Below are 15,628 nucleotides of genomic sequence, written 5' to 3'. Positions count from 1 at the left end.
ACACTTCGGGCTGCTCTTGCCAAATTTTATCCTGCTCTTCGTTATTCTTCGGTCACGTCCGTACGGATGTTTCCTCATCACGCCTTGACCAGAACAAAATTTGGCTACGTTCGCTCCAAAAGCAAAATCCCAACAAGCTCTAAAAAAAGCCGGCAGTGACGTGCACTACCGGCTCTGATCAATTCTCCATTCACCATTGTGGCCAACTCCTTATTCGACGATGAACCGACGGGTTGCGACTTGCTGCCCCTCTACGATGAGGCGCAGGAAGTAGGTGCCCGCAGGCATTTGCCGGACGTCAAGTTGCTCAACTGTTGTACCGGAAGACAACTCCACGGGTACGATGTTTACCGCCTGCCCGTTGCCGTTATGCACCATCAGCTGGCCTTTCCGGGTTTGCTGACTGCTCATTTCTACGGTCAGGTTATTGCGGGTAACCGTTGGGAAAGCTTTCATGCCCAAGCCAGCTGCGGCCACATCCAGTGTGGACGTAACCATCCCACGGGTCACTTCTACGGTTGAGAAGCCACCCGGAGTGGCTACACTACCATCTGAAGCTACTGCACGGTGGTACAGCGTTACGGTTTGGTTAATGGCAATGCCGCCATCTTCCAGTATTTGATCCACCACACCAAAGGTGGTCTCAAAGGTCTGCTCCGCGCCCACATTTTGCTGTACGAGCACTTCGGTAAAATCTTCCTCTGAAGCGAGTTGCCAAATATACACCAGGTCATCGCGGTCGCTTGCTTCAGACCAGGTGGCTGCAAAGGGCGTTTCCGGATCGCCCTCAATGGTCAGTGCGGCACCGTCCACGGGAGCTGTAATCTCTGCTTCATCCGATGGGAAGCGGTTGATTTCCGGAAGTACCTGCCCGCGGAGTTCTCCGGCGGGCTGCTCCTCAGTGTGGATATTCACATAGTAACTGCCACTGCGGATTGCTTCCACCTGTTCTGCTGTGAGGGCGTAGGTGTTGTCGGCAGCAGTAAATGCTCCACTTGTTTGATCGGCATCTATCGTAGGCATCAGCCCAAGGTCAACATCTCCATTCATACCAGGGCCACCGAGGTGGAGGTGTGCACCACCGGCTACATTCTCATCGAATGGGCTTTCCAGTCCGGAAAACGCACCAGTCAGCGTTAGGGTCTCGCCAGTCAGTTCGACCTTAATGCCGCCCACCGCTTCTGATCCGATCGGCTGTACTTCATTGAAGCCGCTCAGGCTGCTGGTGAAGTAGGTGGTGGACAAGGGTAGCAGCTGGCCACGCACTTCGCCCGATGGGAAATCCATAGAGTGGACGTTCACGTAATACTGACGCATGCGTAAGGTGTCTATCCATCCTTCGCTCGCCATGTTGGTGTTGTCGGCGGCGGGGAAGATGCCGTTGGTGCCATTGGCGTCAGCCAGTACACCCAGTACATTCTGGACGCCACCATTTTCACCAGCGTAGCCCAAATGGATGTGCGCGCCACCGGCAATATCGGTTTCCAGCATGCTCGACAGGGCGTTAAAGCTACCTGTTGCGGTAATACGTCCGGGGTTGACTTCCAGTGCGAGCGCACCTACTGCTTCTGTATTGACAGCCGGCACCTCACTGGCACCACTCAGGGGCGCATAGAAGTAAGTCCGGGCTTCGGGTAGCACCTGGGCGCGCAATTCACCCGACTGAATATCGGTACTGTGAATATTGACATACAGACCGCGGTCTTTCATCAGTTCGATCTGATCTTCTTCCAGCTGATAGGTATTGGGCATAGCTGCAAAAGTGCCTCCAAGGTTATCACTATCCAGATCAACAGCCAATGGAATCACCACATCACCCGTCTGTCCGGCATAACCGGCATGGATATGTGCACCGCCGGCAATATCGGTAGCTACAGGGCTGCTCAGTCCTGCGAAGGTACCTGCAAGGGTCATCCGGTTACCGGACAATTCTGCCTGTACTGCACCGAGGGCTTCGGTGGCAGCTTCCGGTACTTCAAAAATGCCTGACAGGTACCCGGTGAAGACCACCTGGCTTTCCAGCATCAGCTGACCGCGGATTTCACCTGATGGCTGATCCAAAGAATGAATATTGACATACAGACCACGGCTCATCATGGCTTCCAACTGATCCTCGTTGATGGTAAAGGTATTTTCGGATGGCAGGAAACGACCTGCATTTCCGCCCTCATCAGTAACGTTGAGCGGGAAAATGACATCGCCATTCTCACCCGGCAAGCCCATGTGGATATGAGCGCCACCGGCAATATCGGTATTCAGTGCGCTTTCCAGTCCGGAGAAGGAACCGGAAACCACAATCGTCGAGTCGTTCATCAATTCCGCGACTACGGCACCACCTGCCATACTCGTAACGGCAGGAGCTTCATTGGCACCAGACAGGTGCGCACGGAAGACCGCTCTTGGCGTACCTGCAAGTTGACCGCGCAGCTCGCCTGCCGGAAAGTCTGCCGTATGGATATTGGCATACAGGGAGCGGTTGTTCAGCAGTTCGCGCTGATCCTCGGTTAGGGTAAAGGTATTGTCCTCCGCGCGGAAGACCCCACTTCTCAGTTCGGCATCCACGTCGGCGTTGAGGCCAATTTCTATGCCGCCGTTTTCACCCGCCTGCCCAATGTGCAAGTGGGCACCACCGGCAACATCAGCATCAAAATCGCTCTCCAGCCCGGAGAAGGCACCACTGACCGTCAGTTCGCCATTTGCAACTTCCAGCACCAGTGCGCCCTGACCAGATGTCACGGCTGATGGTACTTCATTGCTACCCAGGAGGGACATGGTATAAATGGCTTCAGATACCGGCGTGAGCTGACCGCGAAGTTCACCGCCACCGAAGTTATCAGAGTGGATATTGACGTACATTTCTCTATTACGCAACATGGCTACTTCTTCATCACTCAAGGTGAAGACGTTATCTTCGGAAAGGAAAGCTCCACTGAGTGAATCCGTGCTGACTTCAATATTTAGCGGATAAAGTACCGGTCCATTCTCACCGGCAAAACCGGCATGCAGGTGGGCACCACCTGCAATTTCTTCTGCAATCTTACTGCTCAGGCCTTCGAAACCACCGGAGACGGTCAGTTCGTTGCCAGACAGGGAGGCAGAGACAAAGCCTGTTGCTGTGCTCAAAATGGGTAGCGCCTCATTGTGGCCCGAAAGCGTGGCTTCAAAGAGGTCTTCCATTACTTCTCCACGCGTAATGTTGACAGCAGAAGCCGCACCCGCTGTAGCTACGGCACCGTCCGTGGCTACCGCCCGGTGGTAGACCGTGACCTCTGTGCCTACGTCTACGCCAAGGCTGCCCAACAGGCCGTCAACCGTTTCGAAATCTGTTACGAATTCGGTGTTATTGCCTACATTTTGCTGGAAGACAATATCTTCAAAGTCTGCATCCGTGGACAACTGCCACACATAGGCGAGCTGACTATCATCGGTAGCCGCACTCCAGGTGGCTGAGAAATCCGTTGTTGCACCACCTTCCAGCAGAAAATCTGCCCCGTCGGGTGGGAAGTTGATCATAGGGGCGGAGACCGGGAAGAAGTTACTCTGTTGGAGTATCTGCCCGCGCAGTTCGCCACCGGGGTATGCCATCGTGTGGATATTGGCGTAGTAATTTCCGGCGATGAGGTCAACGACCTGCTCTTCTGAAAGTGTAAAGGTGTTGTTATTGGCCATAAAGGTTCCGGACAGGTTATCGGAAGCGGTCATAGCATTGATTACAATATCAACGCCGCCGTTTTCGCCCGGAGCACCAAGGTGAAGGTGCGCGCCTCCGCCCATGTTCGGATCAAATTCATCAGTAAGCCCACTAAACGCGCCGGTTACAGTCAGTTGGTCACCGTTGAGCTCCAGTTTAAGGCCACCAACGGCAGGGCTTATAGCTACCGGCACTTCATTGAAAGCGTCCAGTGATGTGGTGAAATAAGCCGTGGCGAAAGGTAAGGTCTGTCCGCGCAACTCACCGCTTTGAAAGTCCTCTGTGTGTATATTCACATATAGCCCGCGGTTGCGCAGGCTTGACCGCAGTGCCTCCGTGGAAGGCACGACGTTATCAGCAGCCGGGAAAGCGCCACTCAGCCCATCTCCGGCGATATCAGAGGACAGGTTTTCTTCTATGCCTCCATTGCTTCCGGCCAGTGCGCTGTGCAAGTGTGCGCCACCCGCTACAGCAGCATCAAGGAGAGAGGAAAGCCCGGAAAAAGAGCCGACACTGATAATATTATCAGATCGGACCTCCATCAGTACCTGACCGGTGGCGGGCGTATTTACAGCAGGCACCTCACTTGTTCCTGACAAAGCTGCATTCATATAATAGCGCGCTTCGCCAAGTAGCTGCCCGCGCAGTTCGCCGCCACCATTGGTTAAAGTATGGATATTGACGTAATAAGACCGGTTCATGACAGCCATGACCTGTTCTTCTGTCAGTTCAAAGGTATTGTCAACGGGATCGAATGTACCACCGTTGAGGTCACCGTTCAGGTCAATGGCAAGCGGGAATTCCACCGGACCATTTTCGCCCGGCAGCCCCACGTGAAGGTGCGCGCCACCGACAATACTTACATCGACAGCACTGCTCAGCTCACTAAAAGAGCCTGATACAGTAAGCATATTGCCCCGAAGTTCGGCTTTCACGGCACCGAAGGCGCGGGTGGTTACCGGAGGGGCTTCAAACCCACCGCCGAGGACAGCAGTGAAGTATACCGGCGCTTCAGGCAACAGTTGCCCGCGGATTTCACCCGCCTGCTGATCAACAGAGTGAATATTGACATAAAAGCCGCAGTCGTAAATGGCGGTCAGGTCATCTGGTGTAAGGGCAAACCGGTTGCTTGCCGCCTCAAATGTACCCTCGGTCATGTTGTTTTCCAGGTCACTTGTCAGCGCAAAGGTGACGGGCCCATTTTCACCAGCCAGACCGGTATGAATATGGGCACCACCAGCGATATCGGTGGCCACTTCACTTTCCAGGCCAGTAAAACTACCGTAGACAATCAGGCTGTCTTCAATGACTTCTGCCTGCACCACGCCCGTTGCATAGCTCGTTACCGCCGGCTGCTCATTGCTGCCGGAGAGATGTGCCCGCAGAACGGTTGAAGCCGCTGTGGAGGCGACCTGCCCCCGAAGTTCGCCTGCACCGTAGGCTGTCGTATGGATGTTGGCATAATAAAGGCGGTTTTCCAGCGCTTCGATCTGGCTCTGCTCCAGCCCGAACGTATTATCTGCAGCGGTGAAAACGCCTCCTTTCAAATCAGGATTAGTCGTGGCATTCAGCTGAATGTCTACATCTCCGTTTTGCCCTGGCAGGGCAAGATGCAGATGTGCGCCTCCCAGTACTGAGGCATCAAAATTGCCTTCCAGATCCGCAAAACTACCGGTAACGGTCAGTTGGTCGCCCACCACATCAAGGGCAAGGGCTCCATGACCATCGGTAGAGACAGAAGGCACCTCATTGCTACCGGAAAGATTGATCAAGTAATTGTTGCCTTCCGGTAAAAGCTGTCCACGGATTTCTCCACCGGGATAAAGAGTCGTATGGATATTCACATACATCCGGCGTTCCATCAGGGCATCCATCTCTTCGGCAGACAGCGTAAAGGTATTGGAGGTGGCTTCAAACGTACCGCTCTTAAGCAGGATACCAAGATTGGGGCTTAGCTCGAAGGTAATCCCTCCATTCTCTCCGGCATAACCGGTGTGAATGTGAGAACCGCCCGCTACCGTGACATCGAAGTTGCCTTCAAGTCCGGTAAAACTGCCCGATACAGCAAGCTCGTTACCGTCCAATACGGCAGTTATTTCGCCGAAAGCACGGCTTACTATCGGAGTCGCTTCATTGCGCCCGCTAAGCTCGGCGGTAAAGGTCATCTGCGCACTGCCTGTAAATGGCAGGCTGCAAAAGACCAGTAATAAAAATAAGTAGTCTCTAATCTTCATAAATTGACTTTATTGTATTTTCGGTTATAAATGGACTGCAAAAACATAGCTATTTCGCCCTTCGGCCGGACCGAAAGCGTGACGAGATGTGAAGTGCAGACTTGTTTGTCGTTTTTTGTTTGCCAGTACGCGCATCAGTTGCGCTTATGACTGAGGTGCATTACCCATTTTATTGATTAGCAAGGCTTAAGGGTTATGCCAATGATTGCCTTTGGTGTTATGTACGGAGCTATATCGAAGAACGGATTAAAAGAATCCCGTCTTTTTTCATTACCTTTCGATATGCCTCCTCAAAATGCGGATGAAATAGTCAAACCTAATCATCCGATAAGTTGCAAAATGCCTGTACAAATAAGAGGTTGAATTCATTTTCCGGTGGAACGAAGAGGGCTGCCGAATGTTCGAACCCGAAAGCACTCAATTGATTAAAGTCCATTAGACGCACTATGCCAAAGACAAAACCCAGAACTGCATTGGAAACGGAGATCATTGATCTGCTTTCCAAAAAACAACAGAGGGGGATTACACTATTGTACGAACATTACTCACCTGCACTGTACAATATCATCCTTCGCATTGTACAGTCAGAGGAAATCGCGGAAGAAACACTACAGGACAGCTACCTGAAAATATGGGATAATTTTTCAAAATACGATGCTGACAAGGGGCGCCTCTTCACCTGGATGGTACGTATTTGCCGCAATTTGGCAATCGATAAAATCCGCTCCAGTCAATTTAAGAAAGGAAATCGAACTGAAACCATCCCAGACTCCGTATATAACAGTGATTCACTCAGCGAAGAGCTGAACACCTCCGACCCGGGCTTACGAAAAGTCGTTAGCAAACTCGATGACAAGACCCGGGTTCTTATCGAACTCCTATATTTTAAGGACTATACCCAACGGGAAGTGAGCGATGCGCTCGACATTCCCCTGGGCACAGTCAAGTCACGGTCGAGAAAAGCGATTCAGGTCCTACGGCAAGTCCTGGGCAATGAGGGCTTTTTGTCGGCTATTTTCATCACCATGTTCGAAACGATAAAGCGATATTTTGGATCCTAAAGCATACATAGCGTCTGGTATTCTTGAGCAATATGTGCTCGGAAAGCTCACTCCGGAAGAAATGGCGGAGGTGGAGCAAAATGCGGCGCAATACCCGGAAATCAAGGAAGAAATTGAAGCCATTGAGCTGGCATTGGAGGAGTATGCCCTGCTGCACGGGCAAACGCCACCGCCTGGTGTGCTGTCCACTATTCTCCAAACCCTCGATGAGCGGGGCACACAGGCTCAGTTGAAAGGCCCCGGAAGCAGCCGTACCCTTTTGGCGATAGCCTGGGTATTGTTTTTTGCAGCGGCTCTGGGCTGGCTTTATGCCTACCAGCAAAACCAGGAAAGTACAGCAACGATTGCTACGCTGTCCGAAGAAATTAACACCATCGAAACCAGCTGCGACAGCGTGCAGGCTAGCAACGGCCGCCTACAGGCAGAGTTGGAGTTCCTGCGCAACCCCGATACCCGAAATACCCGTATGAACGGCACTGACCTTTCACCGGAAGCCATAGCCTCGGTCTTTTACAACCCGGCATCCGAAGCTTCCCTGATCGATGTGGGCAGTCTGCCAGTACCGCCTTCCGATCAGCAGTACCAGCTTTGGGCTATTGTAGACGGGGCGCCTGTCAGCATGGGCGTTTTTGAAGTCAATACTGATACTTCAGGGCTTCAGCCGGTAGCCTACGTCGAAAACGCCCAGGCTTATGCGGTCACCCTTGAGCCCCGCGGCGGCAGCGAAACGCCTACCCTGGAGCAGATGTACGTAATTGGAGAGATCTAAAACGAGGCGTACTTCAACAAAGAAGGGGAATAAATCCAATGCCGGACTTATTCCCCTTCAGTTTTATGGCAAACATGGTATTAGCTCAGATGGCTAATACAATAGTCATCTTTGACCGTGCCTTAGCTCAGCCCGGTGACGAGCAGAGACACTTCATTATTCAGTACTTCCACGAAGCCGCCTTTGATGGCGTAACGAATCTTGCGCCCGGCTTCGCTTGCCGTTTCCAGTGCGCCGGTCTCTTCATTGAAGAAACGGTATTCACCACTTTCTGTAGTGATGGTAATGTAGCCCGCATCCAGAGAAGATACAATTGGCGCGTGGTTTTTCAGCACCTGAAATTCACCATCCGTGCCAGGCACTTTAACTGAAGAGATCGCACCTGAAAAAATCTTCCGGTCCGGAGTCAGTACCGTAATATTCATAATGACTTAGTTTATAAGGCGGTACCGGAAGGCAGGCTTCCGGCACCTAATACAATCGTTTCAGGATGTGGGAGGTAAAGAAATTAAGCCTCTACCTCAGCCAGCATCTTCTTACCTGCTTCAATCACCTCGTCGATATTGCCCTTCAGGTTGAAGGCCGCTTCCGGATATTCATCCACTTCACCATCGATGATCATGTTAAAGCCACGGATAGTTTCCTCAATAGGCACCAGTACACCTGGCAGGCCGGTAAACTGCTCTGCTACGTGGAAAGGCTGAGAAAGGAAACGCTGCACGCGGCGGGCGCGGTGTACCACCTGCTTGTCTTCATCAGACAATTCTTCCATACCAAGGATGGCGATGATGTCCTGAAGCTCATTGTAGCGCTGCAGGATATTCATGACGCGCTGAGCGGTATTGTAGTGCTCATCACCGATGATAGCCGGATCGAGGATACGTGATGTTGAATCGAGCGGATCCACTGCAGGGTAGATACCGAGGGACGCAATCTTACGGCTCAGTACCGTTGTCGCATCAAGGTGAGCGAAAGTTGTAGCCGGTGCGGGGTCTGTCAAGTCATCCGCAGGTACGTATACCGCCTGTACGGAGGTAATAGAACCACGCTTGGTGGAAGTAATCCGCTCCTGCATCAGGCCCATCTCCGTAGCCAGGGTTGGCTGATATCCCACCGCTGAAGGCATACGGCCAAGCAGTGCCGACACCTCAGAACCTGCCTGCGTAAAGCGGAAGATATTATCGATAAAGAAGAGGATATCACGACCGCCCATTGGGTCTTTCATATCACCATCGCGGAAGTACTCTGCAATCGTCAGACCGGAGAGTGCCACACGGGCACGTGCGCCTGGAGGTTCGTTCATCTGACCAAATACGAAGGTTGCCTTAGAATCTTCCAGCTCTTTCATATCCACGCCACTGAGGTCCCAGCCGCCTTTTTCCATAGACTCCATGAAGTGCTTGCCGTACTTGATAATGCCCGCTTCAAGCATTTCCCGCATCAGGTCGTTGCCCTCACGGGTACGTTCGCCCACACCTGCGAATACAGAGATACCATCGTATCCCTTCGCGATGTTGTTGATCAGCTCCTGAATGAGTACGGTTTTACCTACACCTGCACCACCAAAGAGGCCAATTTTTCCACCCTTCAGGTAAGGCTCGATCAGGTCGATCACCTTGATACCGGTGTAGAGTACTTCTTTCTCCACGGAGAGGTCTTCGTAGATAGGTGGTTTGCGGTGAATAGAAGCCGAACCGGTTTGGTTGACCACTGCACCAATACCATCGATTGGCGTACCGACCACGTTGAAGAGACGGCCTTTGATACCAGGGCCTACAGGCATAGCAATTGCTTCGCCGGTATCCTGTACCTCCATGCCGCGAACCAGACCGTCCGTTGCATCCATAGCAATAGCACGAACGCTGTCTTCACCGAGGTGCTGCTGAACTTCCATCACCAAAATTTCTCCGTTGGGACGGTCGATCTTCAGTGCATTATTAATTTCGGGGAGTTTCGAACCCTCAGCAGAAAAACTTACGTCTACTACCGGGCCGATAACTTGCTTCACATGACCGATGTTTGCCATATCAGTGCGTGTATTTAGTTGAAAACTAGAGTATCTTTTAAAAATCGGCACAAATTTAGGCTTTTGGGTTGATAATCAAAAGCAATTCCCTGCCCTTATCTTACCTAAAGCCTAATAAATCAGCCCCTTGACTTAAACCCCGGCACCGGGCTTCCGGAGAGCCCGGGAAATATTGCACCCCCTTCTGCTCCTGTTCCGGTATTTTATTTCCCCGAACAACGCTGCTATATACCACGATTAGGCAAATCGCTAAGGAGACAATGGCTTCAGGCCGCGGGGAGGCTGTGATATTTTTCTGTTCATTATGTCCAACAATTCTCCCGGATTGCTTATTCTTGATACTATGATCTGGGAAGCCCTTTCAAAATTAGCCCTTTTGGGCACAGAACGCGGACAGCTACCACCGGAAGTCTTAAAAGCCTTGGAGCAGGTCGGGATACAGGCCACGCAGGCACCGGAAGCGGTAGTGCTTGAAGGTGCTGCCCTGTACCATCAACTTCGCCGTGCAGGCTTCCCGCTGCAGCAATTGGAAGCACCTACCACTCCTATGCTACAAGGCAAACAGGCTGCTGCGCCACCGCAGGCAGCACGACAGATGGAACATATCGTCCGCGGCAACTTCCGGGAAGCCCTGCCTGAAGCGTTGCAGCTCCTGCATCAGGCCAATCTGCCCCTGCCCCCTGAGCACCTGCCTGCCTTGCTTTACAAAGCCGCTAAGAAACCAGACTTCTGGTATGCCCTCCGCCCAGTCCTCCAACCGGCAGACTTTGAGCTCCTCTGGCTTAACCCGGACTGGAGCTCGATCGCGGAGCGCCCCCCCGTAGCAGACTGGCAAAAGGAAACGCAGGCCGATCGGGTGCAGATGCTGCGGCGACTGCGCTTTGAACAACCGGAGCAGGCGACATCCTGGTTAACCACTTGCTGGGAAGGGTTGACTCCGACTGAAAAAAAGGAACTGATTAGCATCCTGGACACCGGATTGAACGCATCAGACCAACCGTTTCTGGAAGCCCAATTGTCCGACAGCCGGAAGGAAGTGCGGCAATCGGCAGCACAGTTGCTGCTCAAAATCCCGGATACTCCTTTACAAGACACCTTATATAAGGAAGCTGCCACCTGGCTTACCCTGCATAAAGATGGCCGCCTGGATCTGCATGCGCCCCCGAAGCCCATATCCGCTTTTAAAAAGCTGGGGCTGTACAGCAGCAAAAAGCACAAATACACCGGTGGCGAAAGGGCCGGCTATGCTTACGACATCCTGTCAAAGGTGCCGCCCAAGCGCTGGGAAGCATATTTTAGAAAATCCACCCTCGATGCCCTGCGCCTTTTCGCCCGGGCCAATCAGCATCAGCTCCTTACCGATGCTATTGCGAATGCCGCTCTCCTGCATCAGGACCACCGCTGGATAGAAGCGCTGCTCCGGCATTGGTGGCGCACGGATAACGAAGTGCGTTGGAACAGCGCCCTGGGCAAGCAGCTTATGGCCGCTTTGCCGGACCCCCTTTTTAACGAAATCATGAGCCAACACCTAAAGCAGCATCAAGGCTATATCGAGGAGCGCAGTTTTGCCGGACAATTGCTATGTTTGGGCGTGCATAAGTGGGAAAGCCGCGTGGCCCGGCAGGTACTCCAAAACTTCAGGGACTGGCTCAACGCTGCGCAGTCGGTCTACTGGAATATGTGGCACTACAAGCGCATCCTCCGGGTAGCGGCCTATCTGGCACCGGTGGATATCCTGCCTGCCTTCCGGGCCGGCTGGAACCAACGAACTCCCATCTGGGGCAACTGGGAAGGCGATATTGACCGATTGCTGAAAACGCTGGCTTTCCGCAAAGACCTGAACGAAGTGTTGAACCCACCCGGCAAAAATCACAACAAGAAAACACCATAATATATGTCTGCCAACGCTGCTATCCGACTACAAGCTGAAGACGCCTACGCTGAGGAGCTCAAAGCCCTGCAAGCTGCCGACGACCGCCCCCGCCCTACCAACTGGAACCTTTCGCCCTGGGCGGTGATGATCTACCTCATGGGTGGAGAGCTGGAAGATGGCACCAGAATTTCGCCGAAGTATTTTGGCAACCGCCGCCTGATCGAAGTTGCGGTAGCTACCCTGGCCACCGACCGGGCGCTGCTGCTCACGGGCATCCCGGGTACTGCTAAAACCTGGGTATCCGAGCACCTGGCCGCAGCGATCAGTGGCAACTCCAAACGCCTGGTACAGGGCACCGCCGGCATGGCAGAGGAATCCCTGCGCTATGGCTGGAATTACGCCCGCCTGCTGTCTGAGGGCCCTTCAGAAAAAGCCCTGGTACCCAGCCCGGTTATGGTAGCTATGCAGGAAGGCCGTATTGCCCGGGTGGAGGAACTGACCCGCATCCCCAGCGATGTGCAGGATGCGCTTATTACTATCTTATCCGAAAAGGCGCTGCCCATTCCGGAACTCAACTCAGAGGTACGGGCACAGCGGGGCTTCAACCTGATTGCTACAGCCAACGACCGCGACCGGGGCGTTAACGAGCTATCCAGTGCCTTGCGCCGCCGTTTTAATACAGTAAGCATGCCCCTGCCGGCCACCCTGGAAGAGGAAGTAGAAATCGTCCGGCAACGGGTAGCGCAAATCGGCAGCACCCTCGAATTACCGCCACAAGCGGCCCCGGTAGAGGAAATCAGGCGCCTGGTCACCATCTTCCGGGAGCTGCGCAATGGCAAAACCGAAGACAGCCGGCGCAAGCTCAAAGTCCCCTCCAGCACACTGAGCACAGCGGAAGCTATATCGGTCATCAATAGCGGGCAGGCGCTGGCTGTGCATTTTGGCGAAGGGGAAATCCGGGCGGAGGATATTGCCGGCAGTTTGCTGGGTGCAATTGTTAAAGACCCGGTGCAGGACCTGGCCGCATGGGAAGAGTACCTGGAGACGGTCGTAAAGGAACGCAAGGGCTGGGGAAACTTGTACGAGGCAAGCAGAGGGCTGTTGGGAAAATAGAAAATGATACCTAAAGGGCCCGATTTTCGGATATTCAATATGCTCTTTCAATATCCCCTTTGAAATTTCCGTGCGATATTTAGACTGTTTTTCAGGCACTTACAAAAGCACCTTTGCGATTTTTTTATCAAAAGCCTTGTTTATTGGATTAAAGAGCGCTACCTTTGCACCTGCCTTTTCAGAGGCAGCCCGATCAAGGCGAAACAATTAAGAAAAACAGGTGCAAAAAGAAGGTGCATAACTTCGCTCGCATCGCTCCATTTCCTCCTGATTTTCTATTGATCAACAATTAAATTATTTGAAAAGTGGATACGCTAAGTTATAAAACGCAATCTGCAAAAAAAGAGACAGTAGAACGCAAGTGGCACATCATCGACGCTGAAGGCGAAGTGGTTGGCCGTATGTGTACCAAAATTGCTTCTGTTCTCCGTGGGAAGCATAAGCCTTCCTACACGCCACACGTAGATACGGGCGATTACGTCATTGTTGTCAACGCAGGCAAAGTCCGGTTTACCGGCAACAAGCTGGACCAAAAGGAATACCAGCGCTACTCCGGTTACCCCGGCGGCCAGAAGTCCCGCACAGCTAAGGAAATGCTGGACAAGAAGCCAATTGGTATAGTGGAAGCTGCCGTACGTGGTATGCTGCCCAAGAACCGCCTGGGCCGTGCGATGTTCAAGAAGCTTTTCGTCTATGAAGGCGCTGAGCACCCACACGAGGCACAGAAGCCGGAAAAACTGGAACTTTAATTTTAAAAAAGCAGGACAATCTCGATAAATATGGAAATGATCAATGCCATTGGGAGAAGAAAAGCGTCTGTAGCCCGTGTTTACCTCAAGAAAGGTGAAGGCAAAATCGTTATCAACGGTAAGGACTACAAAGAGTACTTCCCTCAAAATCACATCCAATATAACCTTACGGATCCTTTTCAGACCGTAGAAGTGGAGAACATCTACGACCTGAAGATCAACGTAAATGGCGGTGGCTACAAAGGTCAGGCCGAAGCGATTCGTATGGGCATCGCCCGTGCGCTCGTCAAACTGAACGAAGACTTCCGCAAGCCGCTGAAGGACAAAAAGTATCTTACCCGTGACTCCCGCGTTGTTGAACGTAAGAAGTACGGTAAGCCTAAGGCACGTAAGAGCTTCCAGTTCAGCAAGCGTTAATTTTCGTTATTCAGTATTCGTGGCGGGCTGTCTGCGTACGGCTCGCTTCCAAATTCAAACTTTAGCAAAAAGAAAATGGAAAAGCCCACCTATAAAGATTTGTTGGATGCAGGTGTGCACTTTGGCCACCTCAAGAGAAAGTGGAACCCCAAGATGGCACCTAATATCTTCATGGAGCGCAAAGGGATTCACATCATTGACCTGAACCGCACCCTGGATAGCCTGGAGCGCGCTGGTAATGCCGCCCGCCAAATGGCGAAGTCTGGTAAGAAGATCATGTTCGTTGCGACCAAGAAGCAGGCCCGCGAAATCGTTGCCAATGCAGCGCGCGAAGTCGGCATGCCTTTCGTGACTGACCGCTGGCTTGGTGGTATGATGACCAACTTCTCCACGATCCGCCGTTCGATCAAGAAGATGAACAACATCGACCGCATGTTCCAGGATGGTACACTGGATAATGTAACCAAGAAGGAGCGCCTTACCCTGACCCGCGAGCGCAACAAGCTGGAGCGCGTACTCGGTGGTATCGCAAACCTGAACCGCCTGCCTTCTGCGGTATTCATCGTGGATATCCACCACGAGCATATCGCTGTAGCAGAGTCGCACAAGCTGGGACTGAAAACTTTCGGTATGGTGGACACCAACTCTGATCCTTCTCAGGTTGATTATGCTATCCCTGCCAATGATGATGCATCCAAGTCGATTGCCATCATCACCAACTACATGGCGGAGTGCATCCGTCAGGGCCTGAAAGACAGAGAGTCTGTCAAATCAGAAAAGGAAGCAACTGCGAAAGGCTAAGCTGCCGCGGTTCCTGGATTTTATTACCACACCATTACAATACAAGATATAATGAGTGCAAACATTTCTGCTGCCGATGTCAAAAAACTGCGCGAAATGACCGGCGCAGGTATGATGGACTGCAAAAAAGCGCTTAAAGAGGCTGAAGGCGATTTCGAAAAAGCCGTCGAGGTACTTCGTAAGAAAGGCCAAAAGGTATCTGCCAAGCGTGCAGACCGTGATGCCAACGAAGGCGTTGTTGTTGCCCTGGTTTCTGATGATAAGACCAAAGGTGTTATCGTTAAGCTGAGCTGTGAAACTGACTTCGTAGCTAAAGGCGACGAGTTCATCGGCTTCACCAACAAAGCTGCCGAACTGGCACTGCAGCATTTCCCTGATACACTGGAAGACCTGCTCAAGGTTGACATGAATGGCCTTTCTCTGGGCGATCGCGTTACCGAGCTGGTTGGTAAGATCAATGAGAAGATTGAACTTGATACCTACGAAAAACTGGAAGCAACTATGATTAGCCCGTACATCCACATGGGCAACAAAGCTGCTGTTCTTGTAGGCATGAACAAAGCAAGCGATGACATCTACGATGGTGGCCGCGACGTAGCTATGCAGGTAGCTGCCATGAAGCCGGTTGCCGTAGATAAGGATGGCGTCGACCAGTCTATCATCGACAAGGAGATCGAAATTGGTAAGGAGCAGGCGCGCCAGGAAGGCAAGCCTGAGCAAATTATCGAGAAGATCGCTATGGGTAAGCTCAACAAATTCTTCAAGGAAAACACCCTGCTGAATCAGCAGTTTGTTAAGGACAGCAACGAAACTGTGGCTTCCTTCCTGAAGAAGTTTGATAAGGAACTGACGGTTACAGACTTTAAGCATGTAACCCTCGGATAAAATTTTCGA

11 protein-coding genes are annotated in these 15,628 nt (G+C 52.2%); 8 read left to right on the top strand and 3 right to left on the bottom strand.

Annotated features, from left to right (window positions below):
• Nucleotides 1-210 precede the first annotated feature (210 nt).
• Nucleotides 211-5,925 (bottom strand): CHRD domain-containing protein, encoded by a 5,715-nt coding sequence (locus ACO08I_RS20095; RefSeq protein ID WP_421946897.1) that lies wholly within the window; start codon nt 5,923-5,925, stop codon nt 211-213.
• A 446-nt stretch (nt 5,926-6,371) separates the two neighbouring features.
• Here ACO08I_RS20095 and ACO08I_RS20090 point away from each other — a divergent pair, with 446 nt between their 5' ends.
• Together ACO08I_RS20090 and ACO08I_RS20085 are read left to right on the top strand one after the other, a co-directional pair.
• A complete protein-coding gene (locus tag ACO08I_RS20090; protein WP_282778849.1) occupies nt 6,372-6,986 on the top strand; it encodes an RNA polymerase sigma factor in 615 nt (204 codons plus the stop codon).
• Nucleotides 6,976-7,755 carry an anti-sigma factor gene (locus ACO08I_RS20085; RefSeq protein WP_282778851.1) on the top strand — a complete coding sequence of 260 codons (780 nt, stop codon included), beginning with the start codon at nt 6,976-6,978 and terminating at the stop codon, nt 7,753-7,755. Before ACO08I_RS20090 ends, ACO08I_RS20085 begins: the two co-directional genes overlap by 11 nt.
• A 122-nt stretch (nt 7,756-7,877) precedes the next feature.
• On the opposite strand, the gene ACO08I_RS20080 is transcribed toward ACO08I_RS20085, so the two are convergent.
• Both ACO08I_RS20080 and atpD read right to left on the bottom strand, forming a co-directional pair.
• On the bottom strand, nt 7,878-8,180 hold the full coding sequence (locus tag ACO08I_RS20080) for a F0F1 ATP synthase subunit epsilon (RefSeq protein ID WP_044216787.1): 303 nt from the start codon (nt 8,178-8,180) through the stop codon (nt 7,878-7,880).
• 83 nt (nt 8,181-8,263) lie between these two features.
• Complete coding sequence (gene atpD / locus ACO08I_RS20075; protein WP_282778855.1) at nt 8,264-9,781, bottom strand: F0F1 ATP synthase subunit beta; 1,518 nt, start codon at nt 9,779-9,781, stop codon at nt 8,264-8,266.
• Nucleotides 9,782-10,085: 304 nt separating this feature from the next.
• Here atpD and ACO08I_RS20070 point away from each other — a divergent pair, with 304 nt between their 5' ends.
• The 6 genes from ACO08I_RS20070 (at nt 10,086) to tsf (ending at nt 15,619) form a co-directional block, all read left to right on the top strand.
• Nucleotides 10,086-11,672, top strand: coding sequence for a DUF5691 domain-containing protein (locus ACO08I_RS20070; RefSeq protein ID WP_421946896.1), 1,587 nt, complete (start codon nt 10,086-10,088; stop codon nt 11,670-11,672).
• A 3-nt stretch (nt 11,673-11,675) separates the two neighbouring features.
• Complete coding sequence (locus tag ACO08I_RS20065) at nt 11,676-12,767, top strand: ATP-binding protein (protein WP_282778859.1); 1,092 nt, start codon at nt 11,676-11,678, stop codon at nt 12,765-12,767.
• A gap of 305 nt (nt 12,768-13,072) precedes the next feature.
• On the top strand, nt 13,073-13,516 hold the full coding sequence (rplM, locus tag ACO08I_RS20060) for a 50S ribosomal protein L13 (RefSeq protein ID WP_044216792.1): 444 nt from the start codon (nt 13,073-13,075) through the stop codon (nt 13,514-13,516).
• A gap of 30 nt (nt 13,517-13,546) precedes the next feature.
• Nucleotides 13,547-13,933 (top strand): 30S ribosomal protein S9, encoded by a 387-nt coding sequence (gene rpsI / locus ACO08I_RS20055; RefSeq protein ID WP_044216793.1) that lies wholly within the window; start codon nt 13,547-13,549, stop codon nt 13,931-13,933.
• A 75-nt stretch (nt 13,934-14,008) separates the two neighbouring features.
• Entirely contained in the window at nt 14,009-14,734 is a 726-nt protein-coding gene (gene rpsB / locus ACO08I_RS20050; protein WP_044216794.1) for a 30S ribosomal protein S2, read from the top strand.
• 51 nt (nt 14,735-14,785) lie between these two features.
• Nucleotides 14,786-15,619 (top strand): translation elongation factor Ts, encoded by an 834-nt coding sequence (tsf, locus tag ACO08I_RS20045; protein WP_044216795.1) that lies wholly within the window; start codon nt 14,786-14,788, stop codon nt 15,617-15,619.
• Nucleotides 15,620-15,628 lie beyond the last annotated feature (9 nt).

Source organism: Phaeodactylibacter xiamenensis, from assembly GCF_965229835.1.
In the GTDB taxonomy this organism is placed as follows: domain Bacteria; phylum Bacteroidota; class Bacteroidia; order Chitinophagales; family Saprospiraceae; genus Phaeodactylibacter; species Phaeodactylibacter xiamenensis.
The sequence above is the reverse complement of the archived record's forward strand: the minus strand, read 5'-3'. Positions and strand labels throughout refer to the sequence as shown.

Excerpts from the sequence above, each read along its gene's own strand:
- ACO08I_RS20095 (WP_421946897.1), bottom strand. The coding sequence starts at position 5,925 with ATGAAGATTAGAGACTACTTATTTTTATTACTGGTCTTTTGCAGCCTG.
- ACO08I_RS20090 (WP_282778849.1), top strand. The coding sequence starts at position 6,372 with ATGCCAAAGACAAAACCCAGAACTGCATTGGAAACGGAGATCATTGAT.
- ACO08I_RS20080 (WP_044216787.1), bottom strand. The coding sequence starts at position 8,180 with ATGAATATTACGGTACTGACTCCGGACCGGAAGATTTTTTCAGGTGCG.
- atpD (WP_282778855.1), bottom strand. The coding sequence starts at position 9,781 with ATGGCAAACATCGGTCATGTGAAGCAAGTTATCGGCCCGGTAGTAGAC.
- ACO08I_RS20070 (WP_421946896.1), top strand. The coding sequence starts at position 10,086 with ATGTCCAACAATTCTCCCGGATTGCTTATTCTTGATACTATGATCTGG.
- ACO08I_RS20065 (WP_282778859.1), top strand. The coding sequence starts at position 11,676 with ATGTCTGCCAACGCTGCTATCCGACTACAAGCTGAAGACGCCTACGCT.
- rpsI (WP_044216793.1), top strand. The coding sequence starts at position 13,547 with ATGGAAATGATCAATGCCATTGGGAGAAGAAAAGCGTCTGTAGCCCGT.
- rpsB (WP_044216794.1), top strand. The coding sequence starts at position 14,009 with ATGGAAAAGCCCACCTATAAAGATTTGTTGGATGCAGGTGTGCACTTT.
- tsf (WP_044216795.1), top strand. The coding sequence starts at position 14,786 with ATGAGTGCAAACATTTCTGCTGCCGATGTCAAAAAACTGCGCGAAATG.